We start from the raw sequence: 14594 nt of genomic DNA, 5'->3' as shown, positions 1-14594 counted from the left end.
ATTCATGTTGACTGGCATACCGTCTTCGCGAGCAGGCTCGCTCCCACAGGGGGATGTGGTGTGGTTATGAACGCAATTCGCGCTTGAGGACTTTACCGGCGGCCGAAAGCGGCAACTCGTCGCGGAACTCCACGCTCTTCGGGCATTTGTAGCCGGCGATGAACTCCCGGCAATACAGGCGCAATTGCTCGGCATCGACCTGGGCGCCGGGCTTGCGCACCACCACCGCGTGCACCGCCTCGCCCCATTGCTCATGGGGCACGCCAATCACCGCCGCCAGCGCCACGGCCGGGTGGCGGGCGAGGACGTTTTCGACTTCCGCCGAGTAAACATTCTCGCCACCGCTGACGATCATGTCCTTGAGGCGGTCGACGATGAACAGGTACCCCTGCTCGTCCATGTACGCGGCATCACCGGTGTACAACCAGCCATCGCGCAATGCCCGGGCGGTTTCTTCAGGCTTGTTCCAATAGCCCTGCATGATGTTCGGCCCGCGCACGATGATCTCGCCGACCGTGCCACGTGGAACTTCCCGGCCTTGCGGGTCGACGATCTTCACATTGACCCCCAACCCGCCCCGCCCGACCGAACGCGACAAACCGCTCCGGCGCGCTTGCGCCGTGTGATTGCACGGCAGATTGCTCGACACCACCGGGCAGGCTTCAGTCAGCCCGTAGGAATGAGAAAGCTCGAGGTCCGGAAGCCGGGCCAACACCTGCTCCACCATTTCGCCCGCGCTGGGTGACGCACCATAGGTCAGGCGTTTGAGGCTACTGAGGTCATGGCGATCAAATTCCGGATGGGCCAGCAACGCGAGGATCATGGTCGGCACCAGCAGCGTCTCGGTGATCCGTTCCCGCTCGATCACCCGCAACACCTCAGCCGCGTCGAAACCCGACAGCAGCACATGGCTTTCACCGGCCATGAACTGGATCAACGCGCGGGCCATGCCGGCGACGTGGAACAGCGGTGCGACGTGCAATAACCGGCCATCGCGTATCGGCGGCATGTCAACCATGCGCGGCATGCACGCCGACCACAGGTTCAGATGAGACTGCATAACGCCCTTGGGAAAACCGGTGGTGCCGCCGGTGTACATGATGCAGGCAAGGTCTTCCCCGCCGCGTCCTGCATCCTCGACCGGCGTTGCCTGGGCCAGCAACTGCTCATAACCGAGCATGTCCGGCGGCACTTCACCGTCCCCGGCGTAGATAAACCGTGGCGCCTGGCGGGCGGTCTTGCGGATACCTTCGGCCATCGCCGCGAAGTGCTCATCGACAATCAGGAAGCCGGTGGCGCAATCGTCCAGCGAATAGACAATCTCCGGCACGCTCCAGCGAATGTTGACCGGGTTGAGCACCCCGCCGCCCCACCAGACCCCCATGATGTACTCAAGGTAACGGTCGCAATTGAGCGCCAGCATGCCAACCCGGTCTCCCGCCGCCATCCCCAGGTTCTGCAAGGCGCCCGCCAGGCGAGCGACACGTTCACCAAACTGGCGATAGGTCTGGCGGCGATCGCCAAAGATCGTCGCCAAGTGCTCCGGATTTTGCTGCAAGGTGCGTTGCAGACACTGGGTCATGTACATGGTGTCTTGCCTTTCCAGGTGGTGAAGACACCGTTGGCCCGCAACACCAGGCGCTCGCCGACCTTCAACAGGCAGCTGGCGTTGATGAAGGTGCCGCCGGTCTTGAGCACTTCCACATGCGCCTCCAGCCACTCGCCTTCACGCACCGGACCGATGTAGTCGACGTTCAGGTTGACCGTCAGCGCAACCGATGGCGGCTGCAGATGGCGCCGTAAAACGATGCCGAAGGCGCTGTCCGCGACCGTGGCGAGGAAACCGCCATGGGCGATGTGCACATAGTTGAGGTGGTGCGACTGCAGACGCACGGCCACGATCGGCCGTTCATCATGAAGGAAGAAGTCACCGCAATTGCGCAGGAAACCCGAGAGGCTTTCCAGCGCTGTGAATCCCTCGGGAATCGTTGCCGCTTCCTTGTCCAGCGCCATCAGCTGACACTCCGGTCCTTGCCGGCCCAGTAAGGTTCGCGCAGGTCGCGCTTGAGCACCTTGCCGGCACCGGACAGCGGCAACGCGCTGCGGAACTCGACCGACTTCGGTGTCTTGTAGCCGGCGATCTGCCGACGGCAATGTTCGATGATGTCCGCGCCGGCTGCTTCGAGATCAGGTTTGAGCACAATCACCGCGTGTACCGCTTCGCCCCACTGTGCGCACGGAATGCCGATCACTGCGCAGGCGGCGACGGCCGGGTGGCTGGAAATCGCGCTTTCGACTTCACCCGAATAAACGTTTTCGCCACCACTGACGATCATGTCCTTGAAGCGATCGACGATGTAGATGTAACCCTCGTCGTCCATGTAGGCGCCATCGCCCGTGTGCATCCAGCCGCCGCGCAGGGCCTGGGCGGTTTCTTCGGGTTTGTTCCAGTAGCCGAGCATGATGTTCGGCCCACGCACCACCACTTCGCCGACCGTTCCGCGCGGGACTTCGTTGTCATGTTCGTCGACGATGCGCACCGTCACGCCCAGCCCTGGACGCCCGGCCGAGCGCAGCCGGCCATTGGCAATGCCTTCGGGACCATGGTTCTGCGGGCCGTTGGCGGAAATCGGCGGCGCGGCTTCGGTCATGCCGTAGCCTTGGGTGAACTCGACGTTCGGCAGGGCTTTCAAGGCAAGTTGCAGCAAGGGCACGGCAATCGGCGAGGCGCCGTAGGTCAGGCTGCGCAGGCTGCTGAGGTCATAGTTGGCGAACTCCGGATGCATGATCAACGCCTGGATCATGGTCGGCACGATCAGGATGTCGGTGATGCGCTCGCGTTCGATGGTTTGCATCACGTTCAGCGGGTCGAAGGCCGGGACGAAGATGCTCGGCGAGCCCAGCAACGAGATCAGGATCACCCGCGACAGCGCGGCCAGGTGGAACATCGGAGCAATGTGCAAGGTCAGCGCGTCGGCCGGCACCGGAACATCGGCGGCACGGGCCACGGCGGCGCTCCACAGGTTCATGTGCGACTGCATCACGCCTTTTGGCAAGCCGGTGGTGCCACCGGTGTACATGATGCTGGCCAGGTCGTCACCGCCACGAAAGGCATCATCGACCGGCTCGGCGTCGCGAATCAGTTGCTCGTAAGACAACATGCCTTCGGGCGTCGGCCCTTCGCCGATGTGGATCAACAGCGGCCGCACTTTGGCGGTGCCGGCAATGCTGTCGGCCATCGACAGGAAGGTGTCGTCGATCATCAGGATGCGCGTGTCGCAATCGTCCAGCGAATAGACGATTTCCGCCACGCTCCAGCGAATATTGACCGGGTTGACCACACCACCGCCCCACCAGGTGGCCAGGTAGTACTCGAGAAAACGATCGGAATTCAGGCCGAGCAGGCCCACGCGGTCACCGGTCTGCATGCCCAGTTGCTGCAAGGCACCGGCCAGGCGGGCTACGCGGTCGGCCAGTTGTGCATAGGTGTGGCGCCGGTCGCGGAAAACCGTCGCCAGGGCATGAGGGCGCTGCTGCAAAACACGGTGCAGTCCTTGGGTGAGATACATGATGGTTTCCTGTGAATTATTGTTGTCAGGTAAGAACGCATACAGTCACTGGGCGGTGCGTCACGCACCGATGTATTTGGGCGTCCTTTGCTCGGCCAGCGCCACGCGCCCTTCGGCGTGATCCTGGCTGTCGCGCAGCAACCCCCAGTGCAAGTGGGCTTGAATCACAAAGTCGCGGGGCGTCAGGTGTGCCGTCTGCACCGCCAACTGCTTGATCGACTGCACCGCCAGGGGGCCATTGGCGGCTATGCGTTCGGCCAGGTTCAGGGCGGCGGCCATCAACCGTTCTTGTGGCAGCAGGTCGATGACCAGTCCGATGCGCAAGGCTTCCTGAGCGTTGATCGGCTCACCGGTCAGCGCCATTTTCATGGCGTGGGCGGCGGGCACCGCGCGCAGCAGGTATTGCACGCCACCGGCCGCCGGAATGGTCGCATCGCGCACTTCGGGCAAGCCGAACGCGGCGCTTTCGGCCGCAATGCGCAGGTCGCATTGCAGGGCCAGTTCAAAACCACCGGCCAGACAAGCGCCATTGATGGCGGCGATGACCGGCTTCCAGATCTCCAGATCGCTGAGGTCGAACAGACGCGCATAGCCGCCCTCCTCAGCCTCGGTCTCGCGGCTTTTCAGTGCGCCAGCGACAAAACCGGACAGTCCGCGCGAAGGATCGCGCGGGCTCGCGCCGCAACAGAATGCCCGCTCACCGGCACCGGTCAGCACGATGACCCGCACCTGCTCGTCATCCTGGCAAGCCACCAGCGTCTTGCGCAGGTGCATCAAGTCGCTGATGGACAGCGCATTGTTCGACAGTTGCGCATCGAGCGTAATGACTGCCACGTGATCGATGATCTTGAACTGTATGGCCATGGACTAACCTCTATGGTTTTTATGGGAGGGAGGTCAGGCCTTGAAGCCCAGGCCCAGCGAATGCAACCGCTCGATGGCGACGCTGTCGAAACCCCAGTCGCGCAACGCCTCTTGACCGTGCTCGCCGCGTTGCGGTGCCGTTCGTGGCTGCGCCGAAGGCGTGCCGAGAAAACGCGGTGCCGGGACGGGCTGGACCACGCCATCGACTTTGATAAAACTGCCGCGGGCCACGCTGTGGGGATGTTCGGCCGCTTCAGCGAGGCCCAGCACCGGCACCACGCAGGCGTCGCTGCTGGCAAACGCGTCGGCCCACTCTGCCCGGGTGCGACTGAGAAAGGCCGCGGTAAAAGCCTCACGCAAGCGCGGCCAGCCAGCCCGGTCGTGTTGACGCGGCAGGTCGGCGCCTGCCAACCCGAGAATGTCCAGCATTTGCGCGTAGAAACGCGACTCGATCGGACCGATCGACATGTACTGCCCGTCGCGGGTTTCATAGGTGTCGTACCACGGCGCACCGCCATCGAGCAGGTTGCTGCCGCGCTGTTCGGTCCAGTGACCGCCGGCCAACAGGCCCCAGACCACCGAACCCAACTGCGCCGCGCCTTCGGTCATGGCCGCATCGACCACTTGTCCGGCCCCGCCACGCTGCACGTTCACCAGCGCCGCCAGCACGCCCATCGCCATCAACATGCCTCCACCGCCGTAATCGCCCACCAGGTTCAGTGGCGGGACCGGTCGCCCACCGGCCGGGCCAATGGTCGACAGCACGCCGGACAAGGCGATGTAGTTCAGGTCATGGCCGGCACGGTCAGCCATCGGCCCGGTCTGGCCCCAACCGGTCATGCGTGCATAAACCAGCCGTGGATTGCGCGCCAGCGCCACTTCCGGGCCAAGGCCCAGACGCTCCATGGTGCCAGGGCGAAAGCCTTCGATCAGCACATCGGCTCGTTCGATCAATTCCAGCGCGGCGGCGACGCTTTGCGGACATTTCAGGTCCAGAGTGACCGAACGCCGATTGCGCCCTGTAATGTCGGCGCGCTTGCCTTCAAACTTCGGACCCAGGTCGCTCGCAGCCACCGGACGGTCGATCCGCACCACGTCGGCCCCCATGTCCGCCAGCAGCATCGTGCCAAAAGGCGCCGGGCCGATTGCCTCAAATTCCACCACTCGAATGCCGCTCAGTACACCCATTGCCGCCGCTCCATTGTTCTGACGGAGCGCCTTGCAGCACCCCTATTTTGTGGCGTCCAGTTAATCAATCCCTTATTCGCCGACCACCACCCGCATCGGGTGGCGAATGCCAAACACAGGGCCATGACTGGCTGGCGGTGCGTTACACTCCTCTGGATTCAGTGCCTTCCCAAAACAAAAAAGATTCGGACAGCCCCATGGATAAACCCCGCAAGTCCACAGCCTCGGACACGCCTTCCAGCCCGGTCTTGAATCCGACCCAGTCGCCGATCGTCAGTACCAAACTGATCCCGCCACGCAGTGCCGGGCGCCTGATTTCCCGCGAACTGCTCCAGGAACAAATGCTCAAGGCGCGTCGTCAGCGCTGCATCGTGCTCAAGGGGCCCGCGGGATGCGGCAAGACTTCGACGCTGATTGCCTGGCGCCAGGCGCTGTTGCCGTTGGGCTTCGACGTGGCCTGGCTGACGCTGTCTGCCGATGACAACGAACTGACCCGCTTCCTGGACTACTTGCTGGCCAGCCTCGGCCAGGTCGACCCGGATCTGGTACACGAAGCCACCCAGCTGGAAGGTCGTGGTATCGACAGCGAGGCGGTAGAACGCACCGTCATCACCCTGGTGCGCAGTATTGCCAGCCGTGGCCGCGAACTGGTGCTGGTCCTCGATGACCTGCACCACCTGACCGACGTCGGGATTCATCAGGCCCTGCAATGGCTGATCGACTACGCACCGGCCAATCTGCATCTGGCACTGGTCTCACGCAGTGCCGTGCCTTTGTCCCTGGCGCGGCTGCGCAGCCAGGAACTGGTGCTGGAACTGAACCTGCGCGATTTGCGCTTCACACCCGGCGAGTCCGAACGCTTTCTCAAGGCTCAACTGGGCGACATCAGCGCCCGCGATGCCAAGCTGATGCATGAACTGACCGATGGCTGGGTGGCCGGACTGCAATTGCTGGCCGTCAGCCGCAAGAAAAATCGACCGCTCGTTGCCGCAACCGACCAGACACAGGTGCGGGACGATCAGGCGTTCGCGAAGTTTTTCGAAATCGAAGTGCTGTCCCATCTGTCGCCGACGGACCTGGACTTGATGCTGCTCATGGCCGTCTGCAACCGCTTCTGCGCCTCGCTATGCGCCGCCCTCAGCGGCAACCCGGACGCGGTCCGCGACGCCAATGCCCTGCTGGCACGCCTGGAACGGGACAACCTGTTCCTGATCCCGGTGGACAGCGCCCAGCGCGAAACCTGGTACCGCCTGCATCCTCTGCTGCGCGAGACATTGCTCAAATACTTCGATTCGCGCAGCAAGGCCGAACAACAGGCAGTGCACGCGCGGGCCTGGGCCTGGTTCCGGGACCACCAGCATCTGGATGAAGCGGTGCACCATGCCGTGATGGCGGGCGACCCGGATGCCGCTGCCGACCTGGTGCAGCAAAACGCCGAGACGCTGTATGCCCACGGCGACTTGCGCATGTTGATCGAGTTGGTCCGGCTGCTGCCGGTCGAGCAAGTGCAGGCGCGGGTCAAGCTGCGCATCCTCAAGGCCAGGATGCAGCTCTATGCCCGGGATTTCGCGGCTTGCGCCAACAGCCTCGATCAACTGTTCCAGGACGTCCCTGAAAGCGACGTCCATGATCGCTTCATGATTGCGATACTGCGTGCCTCTCTGGCGCTGCAGCGTGACGACACCGACGCGGCGATGACGGTGCTGCCGCAATTGCTCAATCCGCCGCCGGACAGCAACAGTGTGGCCATCGGTTCATGCGCCAACATCCTTTCGTGGCTCTACATGCACCGGGGCGAATACGAAAAGGCGCGCCAGATACAACTCGACCGCCCCCTGCTGCTGATCAATGGCGAACCCCTTGTGGGGACCACCGCCGGCAGTCTGCAGGGGCGCTGCATGATTGGCTTGAGCCACGCCCTCGAAGGCCAGATGAAGCAGGCCGAACGGGTCTATCGGGATGTGATGCATGAAGCCGCCCAGTGCGGCAAGGCCGGTGCCGACGCCACTTACCTCTCCGCCGCGCTGCTGGGCGAGGTGCTGTACGAAACCAATGACGTCGATGCGGCATTCAAACTGCTTTCGGGCTGGATCGATATCCTGGAACGCATCTCGATTCCGGATTCGGTGCTGCGCGTGATGCAGGTGCTGTGGAATGTGCAATGGCTGGCGGGCAATCATCAGGAAGCCCTGGCCTATGTCGAGCGGCTCGACGAGTACGCGATCAAACTCGGTCTGGAGCGCCTGCAAGCCTACTGCCTGACCTGGCAGGTGCGCTGGCTGATGATTCTCGGTGAGCATGGGCAGGCCCAGGCCAAACTGGCGCGCCTGGAAGCCATCGACGCGCGCCACCCGGATGCCGGGCAAAGCGCCCTCAAGGAAATCCATATCCTGGCCGAGAACGCGCGGGCACGCTGGCAGATTCAACAAGGCGACCTGGACGGCGCCTTGAAGCGGATCGAACAACTGATCGAAACCTGTGAACGGCACCGCCGCCAGCTCGGTTCAGTACGGCTGCTGGTGCTCAGTGGTGTGATCGAGTCCCAGCGCGGCAATCCCGATGCCGCACGGGATCACGTCATGGAGGCGCTGCGGCGCGGGCAACGCTTCGGCTTGTTGCGCAGCCTGCTCGACGCCCACCCGGACGCACTGAAACTGATCTCTGCCATCGCGAACGAGGAAACCCTGGACCCGGTGCTGGCGTTCTACGTCGAGCGCCTGCAAGCAGCCGATGTGACGGTGCCCGCCGCGCCAACCGGCAAACCCTCCCCGGCCTCGGCAGGCAAGCCCCTCGCCGCCGGCATGGAGCCGTTGAGTGAGCGGGAAATCGAAGTCGTGCGCCTGCTGGCCCAGGCCCTGCCCAACAAAAAAATCGCCCGCGCCCTGGGGCTGTCCCCGGAAACCGTGAAATGGCACCTGAGCCACATCTACAGCAAGCTTGGCGTCAACAGCCGCGATGAGGCGGTGGCACGGGTGCGTGACCTGGAGTCGCAGGGTAATCCCGCCCCGCAATAACAGACCTGCAAGACTCTGTGGGAGCGAGCCTGCTCGCGAAGAGGACGGCACCTATAACATCAAAGTTGACTGACACACCGCCATCGCGAGCAGGCTCGCTCCCACAGTTGATTGATTTTTGTCTCGCCACCCGCCTCGGGTGGCGTTCACACCAGCCCCCACCCCTATCGTAACCCTCAGTTCAAAGGCGCACGTCGCGCCTTGCATCAGCGCCTGGCCCAAGCAAGCCGGCCCGTGATCATTGAGGAGTCTTGCGTGCATATCGCCCGAACCGTTTTCCGCGACGACCATGAGATGTTCCGCACCACCGCGCGCCGTTTTTTCGAGCGCGAATGCGTACCGCGTCAGGCTGCCTGGGACAAAGCCGGCCAAGTCGACCGCGAGACCTGGCTCAAGGCCGGCCGCGAAGGCTTGCTCGGCATCACCCTGCCCACCGAATACGGTGGTGGTGGCGGCGACTTCGGTCACAGCGCGGTGTTCAACGAGGAGTTCGCCCGGGCCGGCGTGAGTGGCGCCTACTTCGGCATGCACTCCGACGTCATCGCCCCGTACATCAATCGCTGCGGCAGCGAAGAACAGAAACAGAAGTGGCTGCCGGGCATCTGCTCCGGCGAGACCATCCTGGCCATCGCCATGACCGAACCCGGCACCGGCAGCGACCTCAAGGCCGTGCGCACCACCGCCGTGCGCGATGGCGACGAATACGTGATCAACGGCAGCAAGACCTTCATCAGCAACGGCCTGACCGCCGACCTGGTCATCGTCGTGTGCAAGACCGACCCGGCCGCCGGCGCCAAAGGCATCAGCCTGATCGCCGTGGAAGCTACCCGTGCCGGCTTCAAGCGCGGGCGCAAGCTGGAGAAAGTCGGCCAGGCCGCCGCCGACACCGCCGAGCTGTTCTTCGACAACGTGCGCGTACCGGTCGGCAACCGCCTCGGCGAGGAAGGTCTGGGCTTTGCCTACCTGATGGGCGAACTGCCCCAGGAGCGCTTCTCGATCGCGGTGTCCGCCGCCGCGAAACTGGAGCGCCTGCTCGAGCAGACCCTGGAATACGTGAAGGACCGCAAAGCCTTCAACCAGACCGTCTGGGACTTCCAGAACAGCAAATTCAAGCTCGCCGACATCAAGGCCCAGGCCACGGCCATGCGGGTGATGGTCGACTACTACCTGGGCGAGCACATGCGCCGCCGCCTGACCCTGGAAGAAGCGGCGATCGCCAAGCTCTACACCACCGAAACCCTGTGGAAATGCATCGACGACATGGTCCAGCTGCACGGTGGCTACGGCTACATGATGGAGTACCCGATCGCCCGCGCGTTCGTCGACTCGCGCGTCAATCGCATCTACGGCGGCACCAGTGAAGTCATGCGCGAAATGATCGCGCGCAAGCTCTGACCCTCAAAAACAAAAAAGGAAACACACGATGAGCAATAAGGTATTCGTTGCTGGCGTCGGCATGATCCAGTTCAAGAAACCGGGGACCAACGAGCCCTACGACGTCATGGGCGAACAAGCGATCCGCCAGGCCCTGGCCGATTCGGGTGTGGATTTCAATGACATCCAGCAGGCCTACGCCGGTTACGTCTACGGCGATTCGACCTGCGGCCAGAAAGCCCTGTACCGCGTGGGCATGACCGGCATCCCGCTGATCAACGTCAACAACAACTGCGCCACCGGTTCCAGCGCCCTGTTCCTCGCTCGCCAGGCCGTACAAAGCGGCGCGGTGGACTGCGCCCTGGCGTTTGGCTTCGAGCACATGAACCCGGGTGCCTTGAAATCCGCCTGGACCGATCGCGCACCGGCCACCGAACGCGCCCTGGTGCTGGCCAACGAACTGATCGGCATGCCTGACCTGCCCAACGCCATCCGCCAGTTCGGCGGTGCCGGCTACGCGCACATGCAGAAATACGGCACCCCACTGGAAACCTTCGCCAGGATCCGCGCCAAGGCCAGCCGTCACGCGGCCAATAACCCGCTGGCGGTGTTCCGCAACGTGGTCAGCACCGAAGAAGTCATGGCCGCCCCGATGTTGTGGGAAGGCGTGATGACGCGTCTGATGGCCTGCCCGCCGACCTGTGGCGCTGCCGCGGCCATCGTGGTGTCCGAGGCGTTCGCGAAGAAGCACGGTCTGCGCACCGACGTGCTGATGGCCGGCCAGGCGCTGACCACCGACCTGCCAAGTACCTATGACGCCAGGGACATGATCCGCGTGGTCGGTTTCGACATGACGCGCATGGCCGCTGACATTGCCTACAACCAGGCCGGTATCGGCCCGAAAGATGTCGACGTCATCGAGCTGCACGACTGCTTCGCCCAGAACGAACTGCTGACCTACGAAGGCCTGGGCCTGTGTGCCGAGGGCGAAGGCGCGCGACTGGTCAACGACGGCGACAACACCTATGGCGGCCAATGGGTCACCAACCCGTCCGGCGGCCTGCTCTCCAAGGGCCACCCGCTGGGCGCCACCGGCCTGGCCCAGTGCTATGAGCTGACCCACCAATTGCGCGGCACCGCCGAACAACGCCAGGTGCAGGACGCACGCATTGCCGTGCAGCACAACCTCGGCCTGGGCGGCGCCTGCGTGGTGACCGTGTACCAGAAAAACTGACGCGCCCGCTCAGCAAAGGAGCCATTCAGATGATCGACAAGAAACACATCGGCAGACAACTGCCCACGTTCCTCGTGACCGCCGAAGCCGGGCAACTGCGCTTTTTCGCCAAGGCCACCGGGGAAACCAACCCGATTTACTTTGACGAACAAGCCGCGCGCGATGCCGGGCATCCCAACCTGCCGCTGCCGCCGACCTTCCTGTTCTCGCTGGAATTCCAGATTCCTTCGAACGCCTGGCGCGACGAACTGGGCATCGTCACCGCGCGCATTTTGCACGGCGAAGAATCCTTCCGTTATCACCGCATGGCCTATGCCGGCGACACGTTGCGCTTCGATGTGCGCATCGCCGACATCTACGACAAGAAAGGTGGCGCCCTGGAATTCGTGGTGCGCGAAACCCGAGTCACCAATCAGCACGGTGAGCATGTTGCGGACCTGCGCAGCGTGCTTGTGCAGCGCAACAGCTGAAGCGGAGAACACAGATGAACGCGATAAGCCTGGAAAAAATCAACATCGGCGACACCCTGCCGCCATTGGCCCTGCCGCCGATCAACCGCACCACCCTGGCCTTGTTCGCCGGTGCGTCGGGGGATCACAACGCCATCCACATCGACACCGATTACGCCCGCCGGGCCGGCATGCCCGATGTGTTTGCCCACGGCATGCTGTCGATGGCGTACCTCGGTCGCCTGCTGACGCAGTGGGTCGATCAGCGCCAATTGCGCGAGTTCGGCGTGCGTTTTCTCGGCATCACCCACCTGGGCCACCAGATCACCTGCACCGGTGCCGTCGTCGACCGCTTTGAAGTCGACGGCGAGCAACGCATCAAGGTTGAAGTGCGCACCACCAATCAATACGGCGAGACCAAGATCGTTGGTGACGCCGTGATCGCTCTGTAAACAACACTGATCACTGAGGAGCAACACCCCATGGCAAAACTCGAAGGCAAAGTCGCACTGGTCACTGGTTCCGGTCGCGGCATCGGTCAGCAGATCGCCCTGAAACTGGCGAGCGAAGGCGCGCGCATCGTGATCAACGACCTGGACGCCGATCCGGCCCACGAGACCGCTGAAATGATCCGCAAGCTGGGTGGCGAAGCCGCTGTCTGCCACGGCAACGTCAGCGCCCCTGACTTCGGTGACCGCTACATCAAGACCGCGATGGACAACTTCGGCAGCATTGACGTCATCGTCAACAACGCCGGCTACACCTGGGACGACGTGATCCAGAAGATGAGCGACGAGCAGTGGTACGCGATTCTCGACTGCCACATGACCGCGCCTTTCCGCATCCTGCGTGCGGCCTACCCGATCATCAAGGCCCAGGCCCAGGCCGATGCGGCGGCAGAGCGCGAAGTGTTCCGCAAAGTGGTGAACATTTCTTCGGTGTCGGCCCTGAACGGCAACGCCGGGCAAATGAACTATTCGTCGGCCAAGGCCGGCGTGATCGGCATGACCCGTGCGCTGGCGCGTGAATGGGGTCGTTTCAAGGTCAACGTCAACGCCGTGGCTTTCGGTTTCATCGAAACCCGCATGACCAAGGCCGACGCCCACGCAGGCGCCACGGTGAACATCGAAGGCCGTGACATTCGTGTCGGCATCAGCCCGGAAGCGGCCAAGTCGTTCGCCCAGCGCAACCCGCTGGGTCGTCCGGGCACCGTGCAGGAAGCGGCGGACGCGGTGTACCTGTTCTGCTCGCCGGAGTCGAACTACATCACCGCCCAGACCATCGCTGTCGCCGGCAATCTGCAATAAGTCTCTGTGGCGAGGGCGCTTGCTCCCTCGCCACAATCGCTGTGTTCAAGTTTTGATGACCGCAGGATCACACCATGAACATGACTGAAAACAACATCCGCCTGGCCGCCATCAAACTGATCTCGCGTAACGGCTACGGCTCGATGAGCCTGCGTCAGCTCGCCACTGAAGCAGGCATCAACGCCTCGACGCTGTATCTGTACTACAAAGGCAAAAACGAACTGCTGGTGGAACTGATCCTCGAGTACTTCCAGGGATTGTCCCGGGAGTGGACGCGTCGCCGGCCGAAAAAGGCTGTCACCGCCGATGTAAAACTGCTCGCCTTTATCGCCTGCCACGTGCGCTATCACCTCGAACACCAGGACGAGGCGATGCTCGGCAACCTGGAATTCAGAAGCCTCGCCGAAGAGGATCTGGAGCAGGTCCGCCAGGCCCGGCGCCTGTACCTCAAAGCGTTGCAGGAAGTTCTGGAGCAAGGGGTCAAGGAAGGTTCGCTCAGTTGCGCCGAACCGAAACTGATGGCCCGTACCCTGTTCAACATGCTCACCCACGCCTGCGTCTGGTACCAGGACAATGGTCGCTGGGGGATCGATGACGTTATTCGGCATTACTCGGAACTGGTGCTGAAGATGCTCGGTGCCACGCCCATCACTTCACCGCGGGTCGCTGTGCCGCGAGCCGTACTGACCCGGCGCGCCGTGCCAATGGAGGTACGCCCGTGAGCAATTTCATGCAACCGTTTTCCATGGCCGGCAAGACCGTTCTGGTGGCCGATGCCACCACCCGGCTGGGCGCGCATTTCGCCCGTCTGACCAGCCTTGCCGGAGCCCGGGTGGCCCTCGGCGCAAAGCATCCTTCGCAACTGGAGCAATTGGCCGCCGACCTGCGCTGGGAAGGTGGCGAAGTGTTGATCGTCAGCCTCGACAGCGCCCGCCGCCCCAGTATCGAAGCCGCGCTGGACGCCGTGCAGGAGCGTTTCGGCAGTGTCGACGTGCTGATCAATAACAGCGCCGAATGCGAACACGTTGCCCTGAACAATCATGTCGTTCACTGCACCAGCCTGCATATGATCAGGGCCGAACGCGGTGGCAGCATCGTCAATATCGAGCCGCCGCCGCGCCCCATCAGCGAGCCGAACCCCTGCCTGCGCACCGACAGCAGCCTCATTCGGATGAGCCGCGCCATGGCCCAGTCGCTGACGCCGCACCGCATACGCGTCAACGTCATCGCCGCCGGTCAAAGCAAGAGCGCCGGCCTGCAAGAACTGAATGGTCCGCTGCTGTTGCTGGCCAGCGGTGCCGGTGCCAGCGTCACCGGTGCCGTGCTGCATATCGACAATGCAGGCCTCTGACGGCCTGCCCGGTTTCCGGCCCCACCCGCGCCAGGTATGTAGCCGGAGTTCCCGTTCGATCAACGGCCACTGCAGGAGCGAGCTTGCTCGCAATGGCGCCGGCTCTGCCGGCATTGATGCTGGATGGACTGGCGCCATCGCTGGCCAGCCCCCTCCAACCACCTGATTCGGGTGGCGTGTCGTCCCTGGTGACGCTTGAACATGCTGGCTGGTCGCCCTGCGCGACGCCCGTCAACAAGGAGCC

13 protein-coding genes are annotated in these 14594 nt (G+C 63.2%); 8 read left to right on the top strand and 5 right to left on the bottom strand.

Annotated elements, in window-relative coordinates; all coding sequences use genetic code 11:
• Positions 1 to 64: 64 nt before the first annotated feature.
• From F7R06_RS15780 to F7R06_RS15760, 5 genes are read right to left on the bottom strand one after another with little or no spacing between them, the layout of a single operon-like run.
• A complete protein-coding gene (locus F7R06_RS15780) occupies positions 65 to 1588 on the bottom strand; it encodes an acyl-CoA synthetase (protein ID WP_090320311.1) in 1524 nt (507 codons plus the stop codon).
• Entirely contained in the window at positions 1579 to 2013 is a 435-nt protein-coding gene (locus tag F7R06_RS15775) for a PaaI family thioesterase (protein ID WP_090320308.1), read from the bottom strand. The genes F7R06_RS15780 and F7R06_RS15775 overlap by 10 nt, the downstream gene beginning before the upstream one ends.
• Complete coding sequence (locus F7R06_RS15770) at positions 2013 to 3569, bottom strand: acyl-CoA synthetase (protein WP_090320305.1); 1557 nt, start codon at positions 3567 to 3569, stop codon at positions 2013 to 2015. Before F7R06_RS15770 ends, F7R06_RS15775 begins: the two co-directional genes overlap by 1 nt.
• A 60-nt stretch (positions 3570 to 3629) precedes the next feature.
• Complete coding sequence (locus tag F7R06_RS15765; RefSeq protein ID WP_090320303.1) at positions 3630 to 4433, bottom strand: enoyl-CoA hydratase/isomerase family protein; 804 nt, start codon at positions 4431 to 4433, stop codon at positions 3630 to 3632.
• A 33-nt stretch (positions 4434 to 4466) separates the two neighbouring features.
• The gene (locus tag F7R06_RS15760) at positions 4467 to 5621 is read right to left on the bottom strand and encodes a CaiB/BaiF CoA transferase family protein (RefSeq protein WP_090320300.1); all 1155 of its coding nucleotides are present in this window, start codon (positions 5619 to 5621) and stop codon (positions 4467 to 4469) included.
• A gap of 197 nt (positions 5622 to 5818) precedes the next feature.
• Between F7R06_RS15760 and F7R06_RS15755 the strand changes: the two genes are divergently transcribed.
• From F7R06_RS15755 to F7R06_RS15715, 8 genes are all read left to right on the top strand, one after another.
• A complete protein-coding gene (locus tag F7R06_RS15755; RefSeq protein ID WP_090320297.1) occupies positions 5819 to 8635 on the top strand; it encodes a winged helix-turn-helix domain-containing protein in 2817 nt (938 codons plus the stop codon).
• Positions 8636 to 8929: 294 nt separating this feature from the next.
• On the top strand, positions 8930 to 10030 hold the full coding sequence (locus F7R06_RS15745; protein WP_245706732.1) for an acyl-CoA dehydrogenase family protein: 1101 nt from the start codon (positions 8930 to 8932) through the stop codon (positions 10028 to 10030).
• A 28-nt stretch (positions 10031 to 10058) separates the two neighbouring features.
• Positions 10059 to 11243: a lipid-transfer protein gene (locus F7R06_RS15740; protein ID WP_090320291.1), complete on the top strand. Its 1185-nt coding sequence runs from the start codon at positions 10059 to 10061 to the stop codon at positions 11241 to 11243.
• A 29-nt stretch (positions 11244 to 11272) separates the two neighbouring features.
• Complete coding sequence (locus tag F7R06_RS15735) at positions 11273 to 11713, top strand: MaoC family dehydratase N-terminal domain-containing protein (RefSeq protein WP_090320288.1); 441 nt, start codon at positions 11273 to 11275, stop codon at positions 11711 to 11713.
• 14 nt (positions 11714 to 11727) lie between these two features.
• Positions 11728 to 12144, top strand: coding sequence for a MaoC family dehydratase (locus F7R06_RS15730; protein ID WP_090320285.1), 417 nt, complete (start codon positions 11728 to 11730; stop codon positions 12142 to 12144).
• A 30-nt stretch (positions 12145 to 12174) separates the two neighbouring features.
• Positions 12175 to 12999 carry an SDR family NAD(P)-dependent oxidoreductase gene (locus tag F7R06_RS15725; protein ID WP_090320282.1) on the top strand — a complete coding sequence of 275 codons (825 nt, stop codon included), beginning with the start codon at positions 12175 to 12177 and terminating at the stop codon, positions 12997 to 12999.
• A gap of 74 nt (positions 13000 to 13073) precedes the next feature.
• On the top strand, positions 13074 to 13721 hold the full coding sequence (locus tag F7R06_RS15720) for a TetR/AcrR family transcriptional regulator (protein WP_090320279.1): 648 nt from the start codon (positions 13074 to 13076) through the stop codon (positions 13719 to 13721).
• Positions 13718 to 14350 carry an SDR family NAD(P)-dependent oxidoreductase gene (locus tag F7R06_RS15715; RefSeq protein WP_090320277.1) on the top strand — a complete coding sequence of 211 codons (633 nt, stop codon included), beginning with the start codon at positions 13718 to 13720 and terminating at the stop codon, positions 14348 to 14350. The genes F7R06_RS15720 and F7R06_RS15715 overlap by 4 nt, the downstream gene beginning before the upstream one ends.
• The last annotated feature ends 244 nt before the right edge of the window (positions 14351 to 14594 follow it).

It is taken from the genome of Pseudomonas moorei, from assembly GCF_008801475.1.
Classification (GTDB): Bacteria; Pseudomonadota; Gammaproteobacteria; order Pseudomonadales; family Pseudomonadaceae; genus Aquipseudomonas; species Aquipseudomonas moorei.
Note: the sequence above shows the minus strand (reverse complement) of the source record. Positions and strands in the feature narration are given on the sequence as shown.

Coding starts and splice junctions, on each gene's coding strand:
- F7R06_RS15780 (WP_090320311.1), bottom strand. CDS start 1,588: ATGTACATGACCCAGTGTCTGCAACGCACCTTGCAGCAAAATCCGGAG.
- F7R06_RS15775 (WP_090320308.1), bottom strand. CDS start 2,013: ATGGCGCTGGACAAGGAAGCGGCAACGATTCCCGAGGGATTCACAGCG.
- F7R06_RS15770 (WP_090320305.1), bottom strand. CDS start 3,569: ATGTATCTCACCCAAGGACTGCACCGTGTTTTGCAGCAGCGCCCTCAT.
- F7R06_RS15765 (WP_090320303.1), bottom strand. CDS start 4,433: ATGGCCATACAGTTCAAGATCATCGATCACGTGGCAGTCATTACGCTC.
- F7R06_RS15760 (WP_090320300.1), bottom strand. CDS start 5,621: ATGGGTGTACTGAGCGGCATTCGAGTGGTGGAATTTGAGGCAATCGGC.
- F7R06_RS15755 (WP_090320297.1), top strand. CDS start 5,819: ATGGATAAACCCCGCAAGTCCACAGCCTCGGACACGCCTTCCAGCCCG.
- F7R06_RS15745 (WP_245706732.1), top strand. CDS start 8,930: ATGTTCCGCACCACCGCGCGCCGTTTTTTCGAGCGCGAATGCGTACCG.
- F7R06_RS15740 (WP_090320291.1), top strand. CDS start 10,059: ATGAGCAATAAGGTATTCGTTGCTGGCGTCGGCATGATCCAGTTCAAG.
- F7R06_RS15735 (WP_090320288.1), top strand. CDS start 11,273: ATGATCGACAAGAAACACATCGGCAGACAACTGCCCACGTTCCTCGTG.
- F7R06_RS15730 (WP_090320285.1), top strand. CDS start 11,728: ATGAACGCGATAAGCCTGGAAAAAATCAACATCGGCGACACCCTGCCG.
- F7R06_RS15725 (WP_090320282.1), top strand. CDS start 12,175: ATGGCAAAACTCGAAGGCAAAGTCGCACTGGTCACTGGTTCCGGTCGC.
- F7R06_RS15720 (WP_090320279.1), top strand. CDS start 13,074: ATGAACATGACTGAAAACAACATCCGCCTGGCCGCCATCAAACTGATC.